Origin of the sequence: Ruminiclostridium cellobioparum subsp. termitidis CT1112, from assembly GCF_000350485.1 — a bacterium.
GTDB classification, from domain to species: domain Bacteria; phylum Bacillota; class Clostridia; order Acetivibrionales; family DSM-1351; genus Ruminiclostridium; species Ruminiclostridium termitidis.
Window position 1 is genome coordinate 123,213 of sequence record NZ_AORV01000026.1, and the last position, 22,257, is coordinate 145,469.

Consider the following 22,257-nt stretch of genomic DNA (forward strand, 5'->3'; position numbering starts at 1 on the left):
AAATAATATCGCTACCATCAATTATATATTATCAGGTAACTATTTTAGATTACAAGCTTCAATGGCATATTTCATATCTGCATCCCCAGCTTATACATCCAAACCTGAAAGCCAATTCCCTGTTTTAAGATTTTATGGTGCCCAAAGTCTGTCTGCGAAATCAGTTCCTCAAAACCTTCCCGGGTATATGCGCCGTTTTTAAGAAATGTTTTGAATGCGGCCGAGCAGATAATAAAATCAAAGGCACTGTCCGGCAAAGGCAACGCTGACGCATTACCCTGCCGGAAGTCCACGTTTACGCCGGCCTCCCGGGCATTGTGCTTCTCAATCTCCACAAAATCCGCACTGATTTCAACGCCGGTTACTGAAAAACCCCGTTTTGCCAATTCAATTGCCAGATACCCGGGGCCTGGCGCCACTTCCAGCACGGCTGCCCCCCTGTCGGCATATCCGTTTACCATGTCGGCATATTCCCGCATCTCCGAAAGACGCGACGAACGGGTGTTTTTATCGTACCATTTGGCCATCCGGCCGTTGATGCCAATGTCTTTCTTGCGGCGTGCCGTTTTCATATATGACATAACTGCACCTACCTTCTTTTCATCCCGACGATAATCGCGTGGCTTATTTCTCCCAGCCCTATACCAATGATGGCTCCGACCCCCGTACCAACAAGGGTGTAAATCCATCCATCCTGTAAAAAGGCGGGGACACCGCCGCTTGTGAGAAATCCGACAAGAGAGCCGATAGCAACACCCAAAAACAGAAATCCTCCGTAAAACAGCCCAATTGCTTCATAGTCGGCAGGATCACGATTTTCATAATACTGACTTATTTTTTGTTTTGTCTCATTGCTGAAGCTCATAATTCCTTACCTCCGTTATTTCTCAAAATTTGGATGCGGTCGCTCAAAAAATCCCACCGTGCCCAAAACGACATCAATTCATCCAGCCCCCGCTCATTGAGGGTGTAGAACTTCCTCGGCGGGCCGATTTCGGACGGCCTTTTGACGATATGAACCAGCCGGTTCTTTTCCAGCCGAACTAAAAGGGCATAAACCGTGCCTTCGGCAATGCCCTCAAACCCAAGAGCATTCAACTTCCTGACAATTTCATATCCGTATATCTCATCCCGTCCTATGATTTCCAGTACGATTCCTTCTAACACCCCTTTGAGCATCTCGCTCAGATTTTCCACTCACATCACCTCGCAAAAACTGTATTGACATGCGCAAAGGTACTTAACATTGTTTAGTACCACTACATAATAACGCAGAGTAGTGTGATTGTCAATAAGAAATCCTCTTGCATGCAGGACAAATTTCATAGCAAGCAGCACTGTAATAGCGGCACCTATCATGGCTGCGTTTATATTTGCATTATTGGTGTTCATTTTCAGTGCTCATTTTCATTCATAAAAATTATTGAAAGCATCACCTTCATATGTTATAATTGCTGGATGTTATGACTAATATGAGAGCTGGTAAATAAATGAGATTACGCACAAATTTTCATACCGAACGGGACTTTAATCTGTTCCTGCTTGCGGGGCTGTTCTCCGGAATCGGCGCAGGCATCAATGTATCAATATTCAACAATTACTTAAGTGATATATTCAAACTATCCGAGGATGTCAGGGGTTTCCTTGAGGTGCCCAGAGAAGCGCCGGGTTTCTTTATTATGTTGGTTCTGGCTGCATTAAGTTTTTTAGGCGATGTACGGATTGCCGTGATCGGTATGGCAGCAGCGGGGCTGGGTATGCTTGGACTGGGCATGCTGTCGCCCACCTTTGCGATTATGATCATCTGGATGATGATGTACAGCTTGGGTACACACATGGTCATGCCCGTTACGCCATCCATCGGCATGTCCCTTTCCAATCAGGAATCTTTCGGAGCCAGGCTTGGAACGGTCAGCGCTTTCAGCTTATCAGGCAGTATCATTGCCTACGTTTATATCTTTATAGGTTTTAACTTCATGCATATGACTTATCAGACCGCGTTTGTTTCCGGAACCGTTGCCTATGTGTTCGCTGCTTTTGCAGTGGGTATGATGAAGAAGGGCGGACCGGAAGTCAGAAAAGTAAGATTTGTTTTCAGAAAACGTTATTCTCTCTATTATGTACTGGCCGTTATCAGCGGCGCAAGAAATCAAATTTTTCTGACGTTTGCGCCATGGGTACTGATAAAGGTGTTTGACGTAAAACCCCAGATGTTTGCTATCCTGGGTATGGTGGTGGCACTTATCAGCATAGGCACGAGGAAGCTGATCGGTAAATTGATTGATAACCGTGGTGAGCGTTTCGTCCTGACTTTTGAAGCTATTCTGTTGTTTGCCATTTGTCTGGGCTATGCATTTTCGGACAGAATTTTCTCTGCCAGTATCGCCGTGATAATAATTGCCGGCTGTTATGTCATTGACAACTCCATGTCTGCAGTCGAAATGGCACGGTCAACATATGTAAGGAAGATTGCAATCGATCTTGCCGACGTAACCCCGACGCTGTCCACCGGTGTGAGCCTGCAGCACATCGCATCAATGGTCATCCCTATTTTCGGAGGTCTCTTGTGGCTGGAAGTGGGATATCAGGCCGTATTTATGGCAGCAGCCGTAATTGCGTTCCTCAACCTGGTTCTTTCGAGAAGAATTAAGATATTGCAATAACGTTCAATATGCTTATTTGTTCTTTATGGCTTCAATCCAATTTATCATTGTATTAAAAACCAACCCGGCATTACCCACATTGCAGTGTGCACCGGCATTCTCTTTATCGGTAAATATACGTACTGTGAGCGATCTGACATTTTTTAATGCATCTATTTCTTGGCCGACAATACGATAATCGATAAAATGATCCCGGTTTGCCCCAATAATCAACATATCCTGATCTATAAGCGAAGCCACATCCATGATCTGGTATCTGTTCATTTTGTCCAGATATTCATAGGGCGTCCTGGACTCATAGGCGTACATTCCATGCATCAGTCCCCATTTTACAAGTTCGTCGCCTTTTTTCATCTTCAAATTGAATACAAAATTAATGACTGATTTCATTCTGAGCTTAAACAATATCTTCAGAATTTTTCGAGTCCCCATTGGTTGTGTGGAAATGAGAATATCCATAAAATTTGTAAAAACAGACCATGCAATAACCCGATGAATTCTCTTTTCCAACGCTGCTGCACGAGGTGCCAGCATGCCTCCCAGGGATGCCCCTATAATGGTAACCTCGTCCAGCTTGAAGAAATCCAGAATCGCTTTTACCGGCCGTTCCCACTGATAAATGAAATGCTTTCCCTGCTTTCTCATGACGCCCCCCTGACCAGGGCCTTCAAACAAATACACATCGTAACCATTTTCGGAAAAATACAGCATCGGAAAGAAAAATTCCTCAAAGTAAGAATCATTCCCTCCATGGAGAAGGATAATATCCTTTCTGCCGCCTTTGGCTTTTGCATACATTACGGGCAGAACAATATCCTCAAACGGCACAAAGTAACGGACAACAGTGCCATCTTCAAAGTATTCCCCATAATATTCATAAAATAAATCTGAAGCAAGTGTATAGTACTTTTCCTTATCCGGATCACCATCATACATGAAAAATTCGCTCATGCGGTAATAGGCTATGGCTTCCTTTGTTCTGCCTTCCGAAATTGCCTTATCCCCGATAGATATCAGATTCTGTTTCCATGAAGAACTATCCTTGATTAAAGGGGATATTTCCTCAATATCGGCCAGTTCTCCGCCATCCCACATAATCATACGATTTAGCTGGAAATTAAAGTTAGCCTGGGAGTTAAGACTATAGTCGCCGTTTTTAAATTCCATTTTTTCTGCTCTCATATTTATTCCCTCCGGTTTGTTTTTTTATATAATACCCCCGAAGGAAAGTTATGCGCTTGCATAAATACGCTATTTTATTTTTTGGGATACGGTTGCTTTCAGAAATTCTGTTAGTGGGATGCCAAACATTTTTTTACAGACATTGGAGAAGTGGGATGAGCTGGAAAAACCCGCCCGGATACAGCTGTCAGTGATATTATCACCCGAAACGATATATGTGTATGCCTTGCGCATTTTTTCAAAAACCAGATAGCTGCTCAGAGAAGTGCCAACCTGTTCCTTAAACAGATGGGCTGCTCTGCTGCGCGAAAGATAGACGCTGCGGCTCAAAACTTCAATGGTATCCTCGTAAATTCCCTGCATTTCGGATATCAGCTTCAGCATCTGATATACCCGGGCATCATACGCTTTAACATCCTCGTCCAGCAGACCGCAAGCGGAAAGTATAGCGTGATCCAAATGATCTGCATCATCACAATTTGTTTCCCAGGCATTGCACACCTTCCCGGCTAATTTCTCAGAAATCCGGCAGTATGGTTCACCTATCAAATACTTTTGCTCAACGAGTTTTGCCAAATTGCTTGTCTTGTCGAAAAGAAAGACAAGCAATTTGCCCTTATCGCAAGCTATGGTGTGCATAGTACCGGATTGAATACAAATTCCTTTGCAGGTAAAGCTTGTATTATCAACAATGCATTCAAATACATCACCTGCGCTAAAAATCAGATGTATTGCCAAATGACTGTGAGGCTCGGGGTCATAATAGGCTTTTGATATCAGAATATGATCGTATGACCAGAAAGCATTGCTCAATATATCACCTCTCTGTTTGCACCGGCCGAAAGACACATTCTCTTCTGTGTATTCTCAATTACATATTTCATTCATTATGTTCATACAAAATGATACTCTCAATATGGTTTGCAAATCTCCTCAGTTCCTTTTCCTGAACTGCATTTATTTCGCCGGTTTCATACATTCTGCGTATTTCAGAACGTTCGGCATCCAGTACCTTGAACCGCAACTCTTCCTTTTGCCTTTCGAGCTGGTCATTGTACCGGTCCCCCGTACGTTTGAATGCCTGCAGCATTTTCTCATAATCCAGAAGTACTGTATAGACATACTCCGGTTGCTCCTGTGTTTTGGCATACTCCTCCAAACCTTTAACAGCCTCGGCCATAGCCCTCATCTGGATATCCCTGACAATATGCAAATTGTCCAGGCCGGCAACGTTATGCCTGTGATGTTTCCCTCCCAGGCGGCCGATATCGCGCATAGCCCGTTTTAAGAAAAATATTCCGAAATGCAGATTATTATCCAAGGTTCCTTCCCGGTAATCAAGAAATCTGGTCAAAGTGTCAAAAACCATTATGTCTATTTCATCATTGTCCCAAAGATTTTTGATGTACTTTCTTTGCAGGTTTAAAGCCAGCAGTTGTGCCTCATTTGTTTTCCGGCTGTAATGTTCCGCATGCTGTTCATTGGATTTCTGCTCCGAAAGATTTCTCTGAAAACTGTGCGTATATTCGTTTATCAGCTGCAAAGCCGCAAACTCATTTTCAGCATTTGTTTCCGCTTTAATTTTTTTAATTGCCGACATCAGAAGTTTATTTTTGGCTCCGGTCAAATCCGTATGCTCTCCAGCACCTCCGGCAGGAGCTTCCTTTTTGCAGAGCAAAGGCAAAAAAACCATCGCAAGAATTAATAACAGCAGAATTACTCCAGCAGCAATAAAAATAAGCAGTGAACGCGCCGGAAAGGTTTCTCCGTTTCCTAAAACCGCCGGTACGGTGAGGACGCCGGCCATGGTTACCGCACCGCGTACACCGGCGAGGGTTGTGATCAGGGCTTCCTTTATATCGGGCTTTTCCTCCCCGCTTCTTTTCCTGAAATAATAATTTAAAGCTTTGTTCCCAAAGGACCATACAAAACGAATGGCGAGAACTGTAAATCCGATAACCGCCACATAGCCAAAGGCCAGCCAGTTCCCCAAATCAGGGTTGGAAATGGTATCCAGCATTGCAGAAGGAATATCCATCCCTAATAATATGAATACAAATCCGTTTAAGACGAACAAAACGATGGACCACGTGTTTTCTGTAAGCAGTTGTTCTTCAGCCATGTGTGTTTCTGTATGTTCCCTGACAATGGAGTGAATTATTCCGGCAGCTACGACTGCGATGACTCCCGAAGCATGCAGAACATGCTCGGTAACCATATAGATGCCGAACGGAGTCATAATCTGCAGCAGTGAGTGGAACACCGGATCATTTATCCCGCTTTTGCGCAGTCTGAATCGGACGAAGGTTATTAACAAGCCGAGGAATATACCTGCAACAGCCCCGATCAGGAAAGTATACGAAAAGTCCAATACCGCTTCCCTGAGTGAAAAATATCCTGTGACAGCGGCTGCTATGGCATATTTAAAGGCTACAAGTCCGGAGGCATCATTGATCAGCGATTCTCCCCTCACAAGAGCCATCACCTTTTCGGGTACTCTTATCTTTTTGGCAATTCCATTGACCGCAACAGGGTCGGTGGGCGACAAAATGGCTGCCAGGGCAAAAGCGACAGCCATAGGAATAGCGGGTATGAGCCTGTTGATTACAAAGCCGCAAAGTATGGTGGTCAGTATAACAAGAATGAAGGCATTGCCAAAGATCTGAGATCTCATCCCCCATAATTCTTCGCGTGAAAAATGCCGGCCGTCGTTGTACAAAAGCGGCGCAACAAACAATAATAAAAACCATTCCGCACCGATTTCAAAAGTATAATTCCCTATGCCCAGTGCTACAATTACCCCAAACGCTATTTGCGTCAAAGCCGTAGGGATAGACGGAATATAATGACCGACAACATTGGATATCAAAAGCCCGAGCATTAATAATAATATGATTGTTAGTAATTCCACAATTAAGTCCTCCGCTTATAACCAGTATATAACTTAGGACAATTTTACCCTTTTAGCATAAATTCTGCAATATGCAAGTAGAAAAGCTTGTAATCTGTCCGTTTCCATCAACTCCGGAAATTTTGAAATGACAATAGAATTACCGGATAGGCTTATCAGCAAATTAAAAATGCGGACCTCCAATTTCTATGATATGATTGTCAGGATCATATATTCGAAATATCTTCTGCCAAGGTAATTCTGTAATTCCGTGTATTACTTTCACTCCTTTCTGAACAATCTTATTATATTCTTCTTCTATATCCTCTACTTCAAAATAGATGACTAAATTATTATACCCCTGCTTTCCAGCATGAATACACTTGTTTATTTCCTGTTCAGGCATGAGCTTATTCGCTTGATGTATTGAAAACCGATCTTTAAAAATCACCATATTCCCCCAGTCATATAATATTTCAAGCCCTATCATATTAATATAAAATTCCTTTGAGACTTTTATATCTTCAACCAAAACTATTGTATCAACATGTTTCATTTCCATTCACCTCATTGGCAGTGCAGGTAAATCTTACCCATACTGAATTTTTATGGCGGATTTTATCTCTAAAAAGATTATATCAAAACATGCGTGTACAGAACAAGTGTTCTTCTTTTTTTGTATCTAAATAAAAATATTTCCAGCTAAATCCTTAATTTCGCATATTATTAAGGCTAACTGGAAATATTTAAATAAAATCACTATAAATTTAATTACCCGGTAAACATGCTGCTCCCTTTAAAATGCCAGCTCCACATCAGATACAGGTGAAGGCGCCATCGATTACGAAATCCGAACCGGTAGTAAATGTACTGCTGTTACCTGCAAGGTACACGCAAATGGCCTGAAGCTCTTCAGGTTTGCCCATCCTGTGCAAAGGCGCCACTGCATTCCATTTTTCAATCAACGGTTTCAGTGCCGGGGAACTCAAAGTAAGCTCTGTGGCTATATATCCGGGGCTGATGCTGTTCACTCGAACGTTTCTTGTTGCCCATTCAACAGCCAATGATTTCGTCAGCTGTATAACACCTGCCTTGGACGCATTATAAGCACACTGCGGTTGGGGGACGTTGACAATATGAGCCGACATGGACGCGGTGTTGATAATCGATCCTCCCGACTCCTGCTTGAGCATCTGTCTGCCTGCAGCCTGTGCAGTTAAAAAGACACCCGATAGATTGATGTCGATAACCTTCTTCCATTGTGCAAAGGTCATTTCTTCGGCCGGAATGTTCATACATATCCCGGCATTGCAGAAGGCTATGTCAAGTTTGCCGTAGGTATCCAGAATTTTACTCATCATGGAGTCAACCTGCTCAGGTTCAGTAATATCAGCTTTTAACGCCAATGTTTTCGCGCCAGTGGTCTGCTCCAAAAGCCGGGCTGTTTTCTTTGCCTCCTCTTCATCTATGTCAACTATTGCAACATTTGCGCCTGCTTCACAAAAAGCTGTCGCAACACTTTTACCGATTCCTCTTGCCCCTCCGGTTACAAAAGCTGCCTTGCCGTCAAGCCTGAATTTATCAATAATATTCATAATCATTCACCTTTCTTTAATCCTTTATTGTAGTGTAAATCATAGTAACTATAATGACTCAATTCAAAAACCTCAGGGCTTGATAATAATTTTGCCGCTTCTACGGTAGGTATCGTCTGTAAAAACACGCTGAATATCGGACAGCGGTAACGTATCGGTAATCAGATCCCTGACGTTGATTTTCTTTGAGCTCAACAGGCTGACCGCTCTCTGGTATGTATACGGATTGATAAATGAGGCTTTGATTGAAACTTCCCGTTTGAACAGGTCGAAAGGAGCCAGCGGAATTTGGCAGGCAGGATCAGTCAGACCAAAAAGCATAGCTGTACCTCCTTTGCCGGCGTATTGGACAGCGTCTGCCATAGTGCTGCTCAGTCCCACGCATTCAATTGTCACGTTTATGTGTTGTATAAATTGTTTTTTGAGAATGTCAGGTATATTTTCGGTTAAGGGATCAATTGTAATGTCAGCGCCAAGCTTCAACCCGAGCTCTCTTTTTTCTTTAACCGGTTCAACCAGGATCAGGGTGGAAGCGCCGCTGATGCGTGCCAGCTGAAGCATAATTTGTCCGATTGTCCCGCCGCCGATGACCATGACGGTGTCTCCCGCTTTTATTCCGGACAGATCAATACCGTGAAGACAGCAGGAGATGGGTTCTGCCATAGCTCCTTCCTCAAAAGACATTTCATTCCCCATTTTATATACCTGCTTTTGGTTTACAGTGCAATACTCGGCAAATCCGCCGTCGGTTGTGGTGCCGATTCCTATCATATCCTCGCAGAAATGTGCACTGCCGGTTCTACAATAGTAGCACGCTCCGCACATGTCGTTAGGGTCTATACATACTCTGTCTCCGGGATGAAAATCCGTCACACCGTATCCCACTTCTTCGATAACACCCGAGAACTCATGCCCCAGAATGGTAGGCGGCGTACACTTTGCAGCGCCTTCCGCTCCGGAATAGATATGCAAATCCGTGCCGCACACGCCGCAGGCCATGACTCTGATCCGGACTTCATCCCGGTCCGGTTCGCGTACCTGAACTTCATCAACCCTGATATTTTTTGTTCCGTAAAAAATAGCTGCTTTCATTTTAAAATTCCTTTCTCATCTTCAATATTATGCAATACTCTTTTGCAAATATAGTTTCTATAAGTATGTTATTAATTTTATACAAATATTTAAATAAAATCAAGATTATATGTGGGTAAATTAACGATTATTATTATAAATAATGAAAGTCAAATCTATTTGAATCCATATTTTCATTATTTCTGATTTGAGATATAATAACATTGTTGTCATAAATAAAATTGTCAGATTAGAAGGGTTTACATGAAAAAAGTAACTACGGCAGAACTTAAGAAAATAAACCGCAGCAATATTTTTAAACTTATTTATAAAGAGCAGAAGATTTCAAAACAGGATATAGCAGCCCGGCTGCAGCTTAGCATGCCGCCTGTCACACAGTGTTTGAAGGAATTGGAGCAGCTTCAGCTCATTGAAAAAAATGGACTCTTTGAATCATCGGGCGGAAGAAAACCACAAGTAATCAGCTGTATACTGAAAAGCCGGATAAGCTTCGGCGTAGAGATCCTCAAAAATCAGATAAGAATTGTATCTATTGATATCTACGGTAAAGTGCTGAAGGAAAACCGGCTTGATCTGGCCTACTCTAATACGGAGGATTATTACAGGCAATTAGGGGAATTCGTCAACTCCTTTATTTCAGCAATGCGCGTTGCCTCCAAACGGGTACTTGGAGTAGGAATAGCTGTACAGGGCCTTGTCTCGTCTGACGGCAATTCAATCACTTACAGCACCATACTGGAGTGCACCGGTGCAAGTTTGGAAGACTTCTGCGAATTTATAAATTATCCGTGCAGGTTGACCCATGACTCGGAAGCGGCCGCTTATGCCGAACTATGGTTTTCCAAAGATATCACCGATGCAATCTATGTTTCTTTGAGCAAAAACCTGGGCGGCGCCGTTGTAATTAATTCTGCCATATATAAAGGACAGGGAATTGGCAGCGGACTCATCGAGCATATGGTTATAAAACCCGGCGGACGGCAATGTTATTGCGGAAAAAAAGGTTGCCTTGAAGCCTATTGCTCTGCCGACGCATTAGTCGGAGAAGCTCGCAATCCGGATGATTTTTTCACTTCCTTACGATCTGGAAAAGCAGAAGAAACTGCCCGCTGGCATCAATACCTGGATGATTTGTCCACCGCCATTAATAACATGCACATGCTGATTGATTGCGACGTTATATTGGGAGGTCATATTGCCCCCTATTTGAATGAAAGCGATTTTGACGAATTGCTTGCACTTGCACATGAAAAATGTTCATTTGCTGAGAAGCGCCGCTACATTCACACAGGGAAGTGTACACATGCTGTAGTTGCAACCGGCGCAGCACTTTTGTTTGTCAACGACTTTCTGGATTCGATATAGTCGAATTCTTTATTTCCTTATCTCTTTATCAGTTAATGCATTGGCTGTGGCATAGACTACACACAAATCATGGGGTGTACATAAATGCAGCAACCGTTCAAGCTTGCTCAGCATTTCAGTATTCTCAGCCTTAACCGGGAAGAACACCCTGTCTACTGAGAAATTCAGAGTGACGGCAATACTGTGGAGAAGTTCTACTGACGGCATTCTGCTTCCCGATTCCAACTGTTTGACATGGACAGGCGTCACTCCAAGCATTTCTGCCAGTTTTTCCTGGGTTAATTTGTTTTCTATCCGGGCGTTGCGTATGGCGGCCCCAAATTCTTTTCGATTCAGCATAATATACTCTAAGCCTCCTTTATAGTAATCTTAAAGAATACAAATATACTTGAAAATTAGCGAAAAGAATACTAAAATATATTCTTATAGAATACCATAAAGCTGGCGATTTTATTCACGGCGGATAAAACTCCTACGAAAGGAAGCAAAAAACCATGAATATGGAAGAAAAAAACACTTCCCCTCTTTGCGTCTTAATTTTATCGGACCGACTATTGAATTATGCTCAAAAGCTGGCCGATTACCTGACTTCAGTCGGGGTTCAGGTTGCCGCCCTTGTCACATCCAAAGAGCAGGCACTTATGTTTTGCGACGAGAGGATTGATTTTCTCATTATTGCGGGATACTTAAAGAATCAGATAAATTATGGAGTCATTAAAGAATGCGGAAACCGGGGGTTCCCTGCTGTTGCGGTACATTGGGCCATGCTGGATGACCTGATCTCCGGCTACTGCAGAACGTATAAAATTCCATTACAATTTGAACGAACTTTGCCTATGGATGAATTTGTGTTGTTCCTATGGCAGAACCGCCCTTTACACTTGGCCCTTCCAGATGAGGAAGTGCCGGATGTCCAAACAAAACCGGATGACAAACATCTGAAATTTTTTGTTTCAAAAATCATAGCGTTTTTTCGGAATTTCTTATTTCTTTAATTTAAACAATTTGCAAAAAGAATCAAAAGTACAGATCGGCAAAATCTATTTATTTTCTTAATATTTTCTGCATTGTTTTACCTTTGGCTAACTCATCGATTAATTTATCCAAGTATCGGATTTGCCGCATTAATTCATCTTCTATTTCTTCTACCCGATATCCACAAATTACTCCTTTAATGAGTGAAACATTCGGATTAATTTGAGGTGCTTGTTTGAAGAACGTTTCCATATCTACTTCATTAACTATTTGTTGCTGCAATGAATTTTCATCGTAACCGGTAAGCCAAAAAATGATTTCATCTACTTCTTTTCTTGTTCTTCCTTTTTTTTCAGCTTTTTGTATATAGAGCGGATAGATACTTGAAAAAGACATTGTATAAATGCGTGGTTTCTCCATTTTAAAATGCTCCTTTGATTTATATAAAAAATAATTACACGTTAATAATTTGGAATTTTATATATCTGTCTATGTGTTCTATAAGAACATTTTATTGTTCAGCTGTAATAAATTCAAGAACAAACTCTGAAAACCCTAATATTACCTATGAAATACCCAAAAAGCAGGGTCAAAAACTGCAGTTTTTGACCCTGCTTTTCGCTTACCTTTAGAAACAATAGTGGATAAGCAGTCGATTTTATTTACTTCCGCACTGGTCTGATATACTTAAAATACCGTTCCGGATTAAAATAAAAGTAAATTATTCTACCGGGGGAAGTATCAAAGCAGTAGCCAGTGCCTGCAAAATCAAAAGTTGCCATTGCCTTTTCAATCTTTTCCTCCACACTACGATTTTCCTGCTCATAATCGAAGGTCCCATGTTCAAAAACAATATACTCGGCTTCGGGAACATCAATCATAAGCATATGTGGTGGTACTTCGCCTTTATAATCAAAAGGAAGTCGTACACCATAACACTCTGTACGCGGTATACCCCAATCGCAGAGTCTGCCGTCCGGGTCATTAATGTACGCCATAATCTGACCGCTGCCGCCGTTAGATTCGCTCCCACCATCGTCATCCAATTTGCCCTTGATACTATCGAGTAAGCCGCAGATTGTTTCGCAGTCCTGTCCCGGAATAAGACTTTGCTTTTGCCAAAAATCCCAATACCCATTACTCTCATAGTTTTTAATGTGCAAAAATTTATGTGCGGGAATGGTTACAAAATAAATTTTAACATCATCTGCAGATTTCATCATCCCAATCTCTCCCAGTCCTAAAAAGTAGCGGTCGAAAGGGTTTATTTTTGTACGAAGAACGACAGGTTTAGGCTTTTTTCGGTATTCACTTGGAGTTACACCATATGTTCCCTTAAAAGCTCTGGTAAAAGCTTCATGTGATGAAAAACCATAATCAAAAGCAATATCTAAAAGGCTTTTTTCACTATCCCGAACCTCTTTTAGTGCAAAGGCTAATTTTCTATGCCGCAGATAATCCCTAAATTGTATACCCGATATTTCTTTGAATTTTCTCGTTGTATAAAATTCGGAATAACCCAGCCTGCGAGAAAGAAAGCGTAGTGTCAAGGCTTCATCATTATAATTTTTAATACATTTGTCAATTTCATCAACGATTATTTGAATTTGCCTCTGCCACTGGTACATTCGTCCGTTCACCCCGTTTCAGCCACCCTACATTTATTATGAAGAAATAGAGAGATTGCTGCTTGATTTTACTTGCTGATTTTCAAGCATAAAATTCAAATATGCACATTTCTTAAAAAGCTTCGACTCATATTGCTTTGCTAAGTTGCAAACAAGTTATCCCCACCAATATAATGCTTGGTTTGTTTTTACCTGATATCACAAGTTATCATAAGTGCTTATACATCATATAACTTGCCGAATTTATCGTTGAGATACTCTATAAAGTATTTTGCACTCAGTTCCTCGCCTGTAACTTTCTTAATTAATTCAGCCGGCTTTAATATTGCACCATACTGATGAATATTTTCCTTTAACCATTTGGTAATAGACGAAAAGTCTCCACTGTAGATTTTTTGATTCCAATCTGGAATTTCCTCTTTTAGCTTATTGAAAATTTGCGCCCCGTACAAGTTTCCAAGCGCATAGGTTGGAAAATACCCAAAATCACCGCCCGACCAATGAACATCTTGCAATACTCCATCAGCATAATTTTCCGGTTCCACACCCAAATACTCCTTATATTTTTCATTCCAAAGCCTTGGAACATCATCAACGTTGATATCACTGTTTATCAGGAGCTTTTCCATTTCATAGCGAATAATTATATGAAGACTATAAGTTAATTCATCTGCATCAATCCTGATTAAAGAAGGCTCCACGCGGTTGATTGCCCTATAAAACGATATGAGATCCACCCCTTCAAGCTCTTTATAGGTTTCGTGAAATTTCGGGTAAAAATAGCTCCAAAACTCCATGCTTTTCCCAAGGATATTTTCATAAAACCGTGATTGTGACTCGTGCATACCCATTGATGCACCCGAACCTAAAGAAGTTCCCTCAAGTTCATCCGGAATACCTTGTTCGTAAATTCCATGTCCGCCTTCGTGAATCATGGAGAAGACTGCAGGTCTGAAATCCGAAGTATCGTATTTTGTGGTTATTCTGACATCTTTATTTCCAAAGTTCGTCGTAAACGGATGCTCGGATACATCGATCCTTCCTCTTTTTTCGTAATCATAGCCCATATGTCCTAAAATGGTTTCCCCCAGCTTTCTCTGGCTTTCAACAGAGTAATTTCCTTTTAAAAAAGTATCATCAGTTTTTATGTTTGAATTTTTAATTCTTTGAAGTAAATCAACGAGAGATTCTCGCAATTCTCCGAATACTACATCAAGCCTTTCTGTTGTCATTCCAGGTTCATAGATATCTAGAAGACCATCATACTTGTTGTTGGCAAAACCCCAGTATTCAGAGAACTTTTTATTATAAGCGATAAGCTTAGCAAGGTGTGGCTTGAAAATTGAGAAGTCATTTTTCTTTTTAGCTTCCTCCCATGCACTTTGCGAGAGTGACTTATCAATTTCATATTGAATGTATTCAGCTTCAGGTATCTTCATTGCGTAATTATAATCTTTTGTTATTTTTTCTATCATGGCTTTGGTTAAATTATCCAAATCATCAATTCCACTAAAATAATCAATAAACTCTTTCATTTTTTCTGATGTAGCAAGCTTGTAGCTCTCACCTGTCAGGTATCCAATCATTTCGCTTCTGTATTCAATTGCCTCTTTTGGCATATTGACAATGCTGTCCCAATGCAATAACGAAATAGAACTGCCCAGATACTCTACTTTTTTAAGATATTCTTTTAATTCTTCAATTTTCGTAATTGTTTTTTTATTCATTGTAATCTCCTTTATTCTTATATTGCTTTACAGGTATCGCTTCATTTGTTCTCCTTATCAATCACGTATCTCCTGTATTTTTAAGCTTTGATGCCTAAGCCATTTACATCAATTCAAGACATCACTATTAGTTTGCTAATAATAGTATTATTATTCGATAAAAATTTCCATTTTCCTCCATAAGGTTATAATAAATATTCGATTCAATTCAGGTTGCCTGACGCCTGGCAATGTCACTGATTTTGAAATGCAATGTGCTTTTGTTTATTCATTTGTGCCTTTATCCCCCCTCGATTATCCATTCCTCCATTTCCTCGCTGACAGGAACAAAACCAAACTTTTCGTACATTTTAACCGCTTTGTCGTTGCAAGCGGCAACTGTCAAGAAAATCGGCGTACGATGAGTTTGTTGAAGTTTCGCTACAATAAAATTCAATAACTTCGTCCCGTAGCCTTTGCCCTGAGACTGCGGAGCGATCATCACTCTCTCGATTTCATAACAGTTTTCCTCTTTATTGTGATAAATCCGGATGCTTCCCACAAGCTCATGGTTTTCGAACCAAAGATATGTTTCGCGTTTTTGAACTTCGTCAAGCGGAAAAAATTGGCGTATATTGCTGTGCATTCTGTGAAATAGATCAGCGAAAATATCATTTCCGACCTTTTGATATATATCGTAATATTTATCTTCAAACAAAATAAGCTCAGGCTCCAAATCTGAAGTGACAGGCCCGCCTCTATACTCCATTCTTGTAAACCATGCGTAAGCAATGCCGTTTGCTTGGTCGATTCGATACGGATAATTTGCCTTCATAATTTTTTCTCCCTTTATCTTTGCATGCCTTGAGGATACAAAAAAAGCCACCGTCCCCCTTGGAGGAAGGCATATCGATCAGCATAAATACCCTCCATATACACACTAGCTATCTCTTCTGATTATACTATTTTTTTCGGAAAAGCAAATTAGAGTTTAATCATCGCCTATATTGGTTGTCAGCAAATCTGTGGCTTTATTGATTTCAGAAAATACCTGGGTTGTTTCCCCAACCATATCACTTTGCTCTTTTATGGTCAGATCTGTTCTGCATTTTTACGTTCCGGGACATATAATAAAATCTCCTCCTTACAAATAAATAATTGTGCGGAAGAGATATTATCTAATTATTATTCAGTATCAAAAAAACATTTATATAATTCAAACTAAACAAGCTTCATTGTCTTTAATTAATTTTTAATTTTTGCCATTCAGGCATTTGATTTTTGATATTTCTGAATACAATCAAAACCAACAGCCAGAAGCAATACAAGCCCTTTAGTTACCATCTGGACGTATTGGCTTACATTAAGCAGGACAAGCCCGTTACTTAACACACCAATGATTAACACACCGGCAACAACATTTGATATTTTTCCTGATCCGCCGTTAACACTGACACCGCCCAGAACAACTGCGGTAAGCACATCAAATTCAAAACCTTTACCGGCAAGCGCCTGGCCGGAATTTGTCCTTGAAAGCAGTACTATGCCTGCTATGCCTGCAAACAATCCGGAGAGCGTATATACCAGATATTTAACCCGTTTTACATTTATTCCTGATAAGTTTGCAGCTTCTTCGTTACTGCCAACTGCATAAAAGTATCTGCCGAAAAATGTCTTGTTCAAAATAAATGAGCCAATCACAAAGATAACAATCATAATGATAACAGGTATTGGTATAAGACCTATGTATCCCTGTCCCAGAACTGTGAAAGCTTTAGGAAAGCCAAATATGGGAAGGCCGCCGCATATAATATAGGCAACACCCTCAAGAATCGTCATAGCGCATAAGGTAACAATCAGCGGCGGCATTTTGATATTTGCGATAATCCATCCGTTAATGAAACCAATGGACGCACTCATGGCAAGCGCAATAAGAGCAGCTAAGACAGGATCAACATTGGCCTTGACCATAAGCCAGGCCGCTACGATATTGACTAAAGTTATTACTGACCCGATTGAAAGGTCAATACCCCCAAGTAAAAGTACAAATGCCATACCTACTGCAGCAATTCCAAGCATAGATATCTGGCGGGCAACGTTAAATAAATTTGAGGGGACTAAGAACGCCTTGGATGCTACTGAGAATATGATTATAAGTAAAAGAAGCACGGCAAATATTCCGTATTTTTTTAATCCAGCTACAAATTTCATAATATTATTCCTTTCCCTTGACGATTGATGCATAGCTCATGATTAGTTCCTGATTGAACTCCTGTCTTGCGATTATACCGGTAATCCGGCCTTCGGACAGAACAATGATTCTATCCGACATTCCCATTATCTCTTCCATTTCGGATGAAATCATGATAACGGTTTTTCCTGATTCAACCAACAAGTTAATCAATTTATATATCTCATATTTAGCTCCTACATCAATCCCTCTGGTAGGTTCATCCAATATGATCAGGTCAGGATTTGAAGCAAGCCATTTACCGAGAATTACTTTTTGTTGATTACCACCGCTCAGATTTTTTACAATTTGCATGATATCAGGTGTTTTGATCTTAAGTTCCTTGCAGTATTTATCCGCTATTTCCCGTTCCTTGTTCTTATTAATAACAGAACAGAATGAAATCTTTTCAAGTATAGCCATGCTGATATTGCCTTTTATATCAATTGATAGTAGAGCCCCCTGTCTCTTCCGATCTTCCGGAACAAGAACGATCCCATGATTTATAGCCTCCCGTGGGGTTTTCGGAGAAATTTCCCTGCCTTTGAAAATAATCTGTCCCCTTGTTTTTGGCTTCACACCAAAAATCAACTCGGCAAGCTCCGTTCTCCCGGCACCGATCAACCCGGCAAAGCCCAGAATCTCTCCGCGCCTTATTTGAAACGAAACGTCAGTAAGGCCATTGCCATACAAATTATTTACCTCCAGTAGAACCTCATCTTTAATGCATGGCATACGGGCAGGATATGTTTCTTTCAACTCTCGTCCCACCATCAAAGACACAAGCATATTTACATCTGTTTCGGCAGTGTTTAATGTTTTGATTTTCTCACCATCGCGCATGATCGTTATTCTGTCAGCCAATCTAAAAATTTCATCCAATCTATGTGATATGTAAATAATGGTCACACCGGCACTTTTTAATTTGTCAACCATTGCAAACATGCGCTCAACTTCTGATTTTGTCAGGGGCGCCGAGGGTTCATCCATGATCAATATCTGAGCTTTCTGAGAAACAGCTTTTGCAATTTCAACAATTTGCTGATACCCTACAGACAGGTTTTTGACCAGCTCATTTGGTTCAATATCAATATCCAGCTGTTCAAATATCTCTTTTGATGCTTCAACCATTGCTTTTCGGTCAATGATCACACCTTTTCTTATTGCCCTGCCTAAAAAAATATTTTCAGCTACCGATAATTCTCCAACCAGATTAAATTCCTGGTATATAACTGCAATTCCATTTTCTTTAGATAACTTTGGCGTCATTGATGAAACTTCTCTCCCATTGACAATCACCTGCCCGCTGTCAGGAACAACTGCGCCGGTACAGGTTTTGATCAAAGTTGATTTACCTGCGCCATTTTCACCTACCAGGGCATGGACTTCACCTTTTGCAACCTCGATGGTAACATCGTTTAATGCCACCACACCCGGATAGGTCTTTATAATATTTTTAAGCTGCAAAACCATGTTATCCGCAACCATAAATTTTCCTCCCATAACCAGAAAATTTTTAACTGACCTGAGATTGCAGAATTTCCCCTCCATCTCAGGTCAGTTCTATTTAAATGTTTAAGCTCTGCTATTTATAATATTGGTTAAGGTTATCTTTTGTAACAGGAGTGGTATCACGGTAGATTTTCTTTTCAACAGGTTCTCCTGAAATGAGTTTTTTCAGCCAGCTATGGATTTCAGCTGCTATCTTGTCCGGTCCGCCTGTGATGAGAACAGACATTCTGATAGCTTCATTTTTAGACATTGCAGCCAGCTCTTCATTAGTTGCATCGGCGGCAAAGATACCAAAATCGTCTGTAAATTTGCCTGAAGCTTTTACCGCTTCATTGGCTCCAACTGCACCGCCTCCGCCAATACAAGCGATGACTTTAATATTTGGATTGGCCTGAAGGATTGTTTCGGTCTTGTTTTGACCTTCGGTAGGATTGATGGCACTGCTCTTAGCTACAATTTTGGCATTCGGAGCATTTTCCTTGATCCCGTCAACGATACCGCTGCCTCTTTTGACCAGGATCTCCAACTGTGGATAATCCAATACTGCAACTTCACATTCACCTTTGAATTTATCGTTAATCCATTTTGCAGCCTGTTCTCCAATTATTTTGCCTAAGGCATAATTGTCAATCAACCAGTTAACATCAGAGTTTTCAATATCTTCATCCCAGCAAAAAACTTTGATACCTGCTTCTCTAGCCTGCCCCAATACAGTTTCCAAAGCTTTCGCTTCTGATGGCTGGATGACGATCACATTGACACCGCTGGAAATAAAGTTTTCTACTTCTTGTATTTGAGTTGCAGGATTGCTTTTGCAATCCAGATATGTAATGCTTCCGCCGTCTGCCTCTATAAGTTTCTTTAACTCCTCACACGAACTTGCGAATATCTGATTGCTTAAATCGTTAACGGTCATACCAACTTTTAATACTGCTTTCTGTGTATCATTGTCTTTTACTTCAGCGGATTTTCCTGCAGTACTGTTGCCGGATGGCCCTGCAGGATCACCTGCAGCAGCTCCGCAGCCTGCCAGTATTGTTACCAGAACGGCAACACATACAAGAATCGATAGAAACCTTTTTTTCATATTACTTCCTCCTTTAAATTATAAAAAAGTATTTGTTTATGAGCAATTAGCCTCAATATAGCTAACTACTAGTCTGTAATTTACTTTCCTAATCTATAGATTCCAAAGCATAACAAGAAAATTTACTGACAGGTATAAGCCCCATCTACAATAAGGTCATGTCCCGATGTATATGTTGAAGCACCGCTCGCCAGATAAAGCACCGCACCGACTAATTCCTCCGGTCTTCCCATGCGGTGCATTGGCATCAGCGGCATCCACGCATCTTTCAATTCCTTTGGGGTATCAACCGACATAGGGGTGGCAATATATCCCGGGCTAAGGCTGTTTACACGAATGCCGTAATCTGCCCACTCAATTGCAAGAGATTTTGTAAGATGCATAACACCCGCTTTTGAAGCATTATAAGAGGCCTGCCATTGGGGAATGTTTACAATAGTGCCCGACATGGACGCCATATTTATTATACTTCCTTGAATATTCTTTTCAATCATTACTCTGCCTGCAGCACGAGCCACTATGTATTCACCTGTCAAATTTATGTCTACAACTCTTCGCCATTCATCAACAGTTGCATCAATCGTAGACTTATGTATACAAATACCTGCATTATTAAATACAATATCAATAGTGCCGGAACGCTTTAAAACCTCAGAGATTGCAGCATCCACCTGTTTTTCATCAGTAACGTCGGCTATGATACTATAAGCTTTTCCGCCATCCTCCGTAATCAATTTTACTGTTTCAGCAGCTTCAGACAGCTCAAAGACAGCTACTTCAGCTCCAGCCCTGGCTAACCCTCTTGCCACAACCTGGCCAATTCCCCGGCCCGCTCCGGTTACAATGGCAACCTTTCCCTTAAGTCCAAAAAGTTCATTTAAATACATACATAATCCTCCAATTCTTTATCATCCTATATTTATTTATCACTTCTAATAATTAAGCAGGGGAACCTTGCTCATGCATTCTTCTATTTCTTCCAGGCTTGGAAGAGCAGTAATGGCACCGCCTTTGGCGGTTGTCAGTGAACCTGCTGCATTTGCAAATGACAGGATATTCTCTAATTCCGCTTTTGACATATTTCTAATATCCGAGAGCTGCTTTCCTCTGATCCGATAATGGACCGCACCTAAAAATGCATCTCCGGCACCATTTGTATCAATTGTATTCACATCATAGGCAGGCAGGATTCCGAATATTTCACCCTTTCGGTAACATGCTCCCTTAGCCCCCATTGATACCAGGATCAAAGCAGCACCCTCTTCCGCAAGCAGCATTGAACCTTTCACAAGATCCTTTTCTCCTGTGAGTAAAATCATTTCTTCCTCCGACACCTTTACTATATCGGCGAAGGTAAGACCCAACAGCATTTGCTCTTTTGCTTTTTCTGCACTGTCCCAAAGCAAAGGTCTGTAATTGGGATCGTAACTGATGATGCATCCTTTTTTCTTTGCCAGGCTGACTGCGTGAAAAGTTGCACTTCTGGAAGGTTCATCCGTCAGGGAGACTGAACCGAAATGCAAAATATGGCTATTATCTATGATTAATTCATTGACCTCCTCCGGCTCAAGCATCATGTCAGCACCGGGTTTACGGTAAAAACTGAACGAGCGGTCACCTTTATGGTCAAGCTGAACAAAAGCGAGTGTTGTATTTACCGTTTCAGAGATCACCAATCCCTCTGTAGAGATTCCTATGCCCTCCAATGTACCTCTCAGAAATGCACCAAAACTATCCTTCCCGACTTTGCCTATAAAGGCTGTCTTTCCTCCCATACGGCTGTTTGCTGCCAAAACATTAGCCGGTGCTCCGCCCGGATTTCGGGCAAACAGCAGATCGCCACGCTGATTGTTGCCGGCAGGTGTAAAATCTATGAGCAATTCTCCGATTGCAGTTACATCAAACAAGAGCTTTTACCTCCAATTTTTTCACAATATCTGACTAAACTCTATTTTTTCGGCATTCGGCCCCTTAATCCTGAAAAATTTTACACCCTGCTCCCAAAAAGGGAGAAACTGAATCTCTGTATCAAGCAGCAAATGCCCATCAGCCCTGATCATATCAAAAGCTTTTTCAATGTCTGTCACATCTATTGCAATATGATCAATGGCACCATCTGTTTCACAAGCATTATTATTTTGGTAAGTTTCGATAATAAGATTTTTTAACTTCAGGAATGCCACCTTTTCATTTGCAGCCTCATTTGCCGTCTCAAGGGCAGTTTCAAAACCAAGGCTGTTGTAGAATTCAATTGTCTTCCGGATATCGTTCGTTGGGATACCAATATGTTGAATACCGGTCACAAATTTTGATACTGACATATGCCTACTCC

24 protein-coding genes are annotated in these 22,257 nt (G+C 41.1%); 3 read left to right on the plus strand and 21 right to left on the minus strand.

Features of this window, described 5'->3' with window-relative positions:
• Nucleotides 1-71: 71 nt before the first annotated feature.
• From CTER_RS07810 to CTER_RS07825, 4 genes are read right to left on the minus strand one after another with little or no spacing between them, the layout of a single operon-like run.
• On the minus strand, nucleotides 72-581 hold the full coding sequence (locus CTER_RS07810) for a class I SAM-dependent methyltransferase (RefSeq protein ID WP_004624965.1): 510 nt from the start codon (nucleotides 579-581) through the stop codon (nucleotides 72-74).
• An 8-nt stretch (nucleotides 582-589) separates the two neighbouring features.
• On the minus strand, nucleotides 590-865 hold the full coding sequence (locus CTER_RS07815) for a hypothetical protein (protein WP_004624902.1): 276 nt from the start codon (nucleotides 863-865) through the stop codon (nucleotides 590-592).
• The gene (locus CTER_RS07820; protein ID WP_040760583.1) at nucleotides 862-1,179 is read right to left on the minus strand and encodes a PadR family transcriptional regulator; all 318 of its coding nucleotides are present in this window, start codon (nucleotides 1,177-1,179) and stop codon (nucleotides 862-864) included. Before CTER_RS07820 ends, CTER_RS07815 begins: the two co-directional genes overlap by 4 nt.
• Nucleotides 1,180-1,197: 18 nt before the next feature.
• Nucleotides 1,198-1,392, minus strand: coding sequence for a hypothetical protein (locus CTER_RS07825; RefSeq protein WP_004624806.1), 195 nt, complete (start codon nucleotides 1,390-1,392; stop codon nucleotides 1,198-1,200).
• Between the two features lie 98 nt (nucleotides 1,393-1,490).
• Between CTER_RS07825 and CTER_RS07830 the strand changes: the two genes are divergently transcribed.
• Nucleotides 1,491-2,663: an MFS transporter gene (locus CTER_RS07830; protein ID WP_004624864.1), complete on the plus strand. Its 1,173-nt coding sequence runs from the start codon at nucleotides 1,491-1,493 to the stop codon at nucleotides 2,661-2,663.
• Between the two features lie 12 nt (nucleotides 2,664-2,675).
• Here the strand turns inward: CTER_RS07830 and CTER_RS07835 are convergent, their stop codons facing one another.
• The 6 genes from CTER_RS07835 to CTER_RS07860 all read right to left on the minus strand — a co-directional run bounded on the left by CTER_RS07835 (nucleotide 2,676) and on the right by CTER_RS07860 (nucleotide 9,422).
• Nucleotides 2,676-3,845, minus strand: a complete 1,170-nt coding sequence (locus tag CTER_RS07835; RefSeq protein ID WP_004624771.1) for an alpha/beta hydrolase — start codon at nucleotides 3,843-3,845, stop codon at nucleotides 2,676-2,678.
• A gap of 69 nt (nucleotides 3,846-3,914) precedes the next feature.
• On the minus strand, nucleotides 3,915-4,658 hold the full coding sequence (locus tag CTER_RS07840) for a helix-turn-helix domain-containing protein (protein WP_004624782.1): 744 nt from the start codon (nucleotides 4,656-4,658) through the stop codon (nucleotides 3,915-3,917).
• Between the two features lie 67 nt (nucleotides 4,659-4,725).
• Nucleotides 4,726-6,756, minus strand: a complete 2,031-nt coding sequence (locus CTER_RS07845; protein WP_004625047.1) for a Na+/H+ antiporter — start codon at nucleotides 6,754-6,756, stop codon at nucleotides 4,726-4,728.
• Nucleotides 6,757-6,919: 163 nt separating this feature from the next.
• Nucleotides 6,920-7,291: a VOC family protein gene (locus tag CTER_RS07850; RefSeq protein WP_004624995.1), complete on the minus strand. Its 372-nt coding sequence runs from the start codon at nucleotides 7,289-7,291 to the stop codon at nucleotides 6,920-6,922.
• 259 nt (nucleotides 7,292-7,550) lie between these two features.
• On the minus strand, nucleotides 7,551-8,330 hold the full coding sequence (locus tag CTER_RS07855; RefSeq protein WP_004624910.1) for an SDR family oxidoreductase: 780 nt from the start codon (nucleotides 8,328-8,330) through the stop codon (nucleotides 7,551-7,553).
• A gap of 72 nt (nucleotides 8,331-8,402) precedes the next feature.
• A complete protein-coding gene (locus CTER_RS07860) occupies nucleotides 8,403-9,422 on the minus strand; it encodes a zinc-dependent alcohol dehydrogenase family protein (RefSeq protein ID WP_004624770.1) in 1,020 nt (339 codons plus the stop codon).
• 243 nt (nucleotides 9,423-9,665) lie between these two features.
• On the opposite strand from CTER_RS07860, the gene CTER_RS07865 reads away from it, so the two are divergent.
• The gene (locus tag CTER_RS07865; protein ID WP_004625063.1) at nucleotides 9,666-10,787 is read left to right on the plus strand and encodes an ROK family transcriptional regulator; all 1,122 of its coding nucleotides are present in this window, start codon (nucleotides 9,666-9,668) and stop codon (nucleotides 10,785-10,787) included.
• Between the two features lie 9 nt (nucleotides 10,788-10,796).
• On the opposite strand, the gene CTER_RS07870 is transcribed toward CTER_RS07865, so the two are convergent.
• Nucleotides 10,797-11,126 (minus strand): helix-turn-helix domain-containing protein, encoded by a 330-nt coding sequence (locus CTER_RS07870; protein ID WP_004625048.1) that lies wholly within the window; start codon nucleotides 11,124-11,126, stop codon nucleotides 10,797-10,799.
• Nucleotides 11,127-11,281: 155 nt separating this feature from the next.
• Here CTER_RS07870 and CTER_RS07875 point away from each other — a divergent pair, with 155 nt between their 5' ends.
• Nucleotides 11,282-11,782: a hypothetical protein gene (locus tag CTER_RS07875; protein WP_004624887.1), complete on the plus strand. Its 501-nt coding sequence runs from the start codon at nucleotides 11,282-11,284 to the stop codon at nucleotides 11,780-11,782.
• A 49-nt stretch (nucleotides 11,783-11,831) separates the two neighbouring features.
• Here CTER_RS07875 and CTER_RS07880 read toward each other — a convergent pair whose 3' ends face one another.
• The 10 genes from CTER_RS07880 to CTER_RS07925 all read right to left on the minus strand — a co-directional run bounded on the left by CTER_RS07880 (nucleotide 11,832) and on the right by CTER_RS07925 (nucleotide 22,246).
• On the minus strand, nucleotides 11,832-12,182 hold the full coding sequence (locus tag CTER_RS07880; protein ID WP_004624946.1) for a DUF2200 domain-containing protein: 351 nt from the start codon (nucleotides 12,180-12,182) through the stop codon (nucleotides 11,832-11,834).
• 242 nt (nucleotides 12,183-12,424) lie between these two features.
• The gene (locus CTER_RS07885; RefSeq protein WP_040760540.1) at nucleotides 12,425-13,390 is read right to left on the minus strand and encodes a helix-turn-helix transcriptional regulator; all 966 of its coding nucleotides are present in this window, start codon (nucleotides 13,388-13,390) and stop codon (nucleotides 12,425-12,427) included.
• 218 nt (nucleotides 13,391-13,608) lie between these two features.
• Nucleotides 13,609-15,117, minus strand: coding sequence for a carboxypeptidase M32 (locus tag CTER_RS07890; RefSeq protein ID WP_004625036.1), 1,509 nt, complete (start codon nucleotides 15,115-15,117; stop codon nucleotides 13,609-13,611).
• Nucleotides 15,118-15,397: 280 nt separating this feature from the next.
• A complete protein-coding gene (locus CTER_RS26825; protein WP_131469390.1) occupies nucleotides 15,398-15,982 on the minus strand; it encodes a GNAT family N-acetyltransferase in 585 nt (194 codons plus the stop codon).
• Between the two features lie 380 nt (nucleotides 15,983-16,362).
• Nucleotides 16,363-17,307 (minus strand): ABC transporter permease, encoded by a 945-nt coding sequence (locus CTER_RS07900; protein WP_004624839.1) that lies wholly within the window; start codon nucleotides 17,305-17,307, stop codon nucleotides 16,363-16,365.
• Between the two features lie 4 nt (nucleotides 17,308-17,311).
• Nucleotides 17,312-18,814 (minus strand): sugar ABC transporter ATP-binding protein, encoded by a 1,503-nt coding sequence (locus CTER_RS07905; RefSeq protein WP_004624979.1) that lies wholly within the window; start codon nucleotides 18,812-18,814, stop codon nucleotides 17,312-17,314.
• 97 nt (nucleotides 18,815-18,911) lie between these two features.
• Complete coding sequence (locus CTER_RS07910) at nucleotides 18,912-19,925, minus strand: sugar ABC transporter substrate-binding protein (RefSeq protein ID WP_004625000.1); 1,014 nt, start codon at nucleotides 19,923-19,925, stop codon at nucleotides 18,912-18,914.
• A 122-nt stretch (nucleotides 19,926-20,047) separates the two neighbouring features.
• Entirely contained in the window at nucleotides 20,048-20,812 is a 765-nt protein-coding gene (locus tag CTER_RS07915) for an SDR family oxidoreductase (RefSeq protein ID WP_004624728.1), read from the minus strand.
• A gap of 45 nt (nucleotides 20,813-20,857) precedes the next feature.
• Complete coding sequence (locus CTER_RS07920) at nucleotides 20,858-21,832, minus strand: carbohydrate kinase family protein (protein ID WP_004624781.1); 975 nt, start codon at nucleotides 21,830-21,832, stop codon at nucleotides 20,858-20,860.
• 21 nt (nucleotides 21,833-21,853) lie between these two features.
• Complete coding sequence (locus CTER_RS07925; RefSeq protein WP_004624967.1) at nucleotides 21,854-22,246, minus strand: VOC family protein; 393 nt, start codon at nucleotides 22,244-22,246, stop codon at nucleotides 21,854-21,856.
• Nucleotides 22,247-22,257: the final 11 nt, after the last annotated feature.

Coding starts and splice junctions, on each gene's coding strand:
- CTER_RS07810 (WP_004624965.1), bottom strand. CDS start 581: ATGTCATATATGAAAACGGCACGCCGCAAGAAAGACATTGGCATCAAC.
- CTER_RS07815 (WP_004624902.1), bottom strand. CDS start 865: ATGAGCTTCAGCAATGAGACAAAACAAAAAATAAGTCAGTATTATGAA.
- CTER_RS07820 (WP_040760583.1), bottom strand. CDS start 1,179: ATGCTCAAAGGGGTGTTAGAAGGAATCGTACTGGAAATCATAGGACGG.
- CTER_RS07825 (WP_004624806.1), bottom strand. CDS start 1,392: ATGAACACCAATAATGCAAATATAAACGCAGCCATGATAGGTGCCGCT.
- CTER_RS07830 (WP_004624864.1), top strand. CDS start 1,491: ATGAGATTACGCACAAATTTTCATACCGAACGGGACTTTAATCTGTTC.
- CTER_RS07835 (WP_004624771.1), bottom strand. CDS start 3,845: ATGAGAGCAGAAAAAATGGAATTTAAAAACGGCGACTATAGTCTTAAC.
- CTER_RS07850 (WP_004624995.1), bottom strand. CDS start 7,291: ATGAAACATGTTGATACAATAGTTTTGGTTGAAGATATAAAAGTCTCA.
- CTER_RS07855 (WP_004624910.1), bottom strand. CDS start 8,330: ATGAATATTATTGATAAATTCAGGCTTGACGGCAAGGCAGCTTTTGTA.
- CTER_RS07860 (WP_004624770.1), bottom strand. CDS start 9,422: ATGAAAGCAGCTATTTTTTACGGAACAAAAAATATCAGGGTTGATGAA.
- CTER_RS07865 (WP_004625063.1), top strand. CDS start 9,666: ATGAAAAAAGTAACTACGGCAGAACTTAAGAAAATAAACCGCAGCAAT.
- CTER_RS07870 (WP_004625048.1), bottom strand. CDS start 11,126: ATGCTGAATCGAAAAGAATTTGGGGCCGCCATACGCAACGCCCGGATA.
- CTER_RS07875 (WP_004624887.1), top strand. CDS start 11,282: ATGAATATGGAAGAAAAAAACACTTCCCCTCTTTGCGTCTTAATTTTA.
- CTER_RS07880 (WP_004624946.1), bottom strand. CDS start 12,182: ATGGAGAAACCACGCATTTATACAATGTCTTTTTCAAGTATCTATCCG.
- CTER_RS07885 (WP_040760540.1), bottom strand. CDS start 13,390: ATGTACCAGTGGCAGAGGCAAATTCAAATAATCGTTGATGAAATTGAC.
- CTER_RS07890 (WP_004625036.1), bottom strand. CDS start 15,117: ATGAATAAAAAAACAATTACGAAAATTGAAGAATTAAAAGAATATCTT.
- CTER_RS07900 (WP_004624839.1), bottom strand. CDS start 17,307: ATGAAATTTGTAGCTGGATTAAAAAAATACGGAATATTTGCCGTGCTT.
- CTER_RS07905 (WP_004624979.1), bottom strand. CDS start 18,814: ATGGTTGCGGATAACATGGTTTTGCAGCTTAAAAATATTATAAAGACC.
- CTER_RS07910 (WP_004625000.1), bottom strand. CDS start 19,925: ATGAAAAAAAGGTTTCTATCGATTCTTGTATGTGTTGCCGTTCTGGTA.
- CTER_RS07915 (WP_004624728.1), bottom strand. CDS start 20,812: ATGTATTTAAATGAACTTTTTGGACTTAAGGGAAAGGTTGCCATTGTA.
- CTER_RS07925 (WP_004624967.1), bottom strand. CDS start 22,246: ATGTCAGTATCAAAATTTGTGACCGGTATTCAACATATTGGTATCCCA.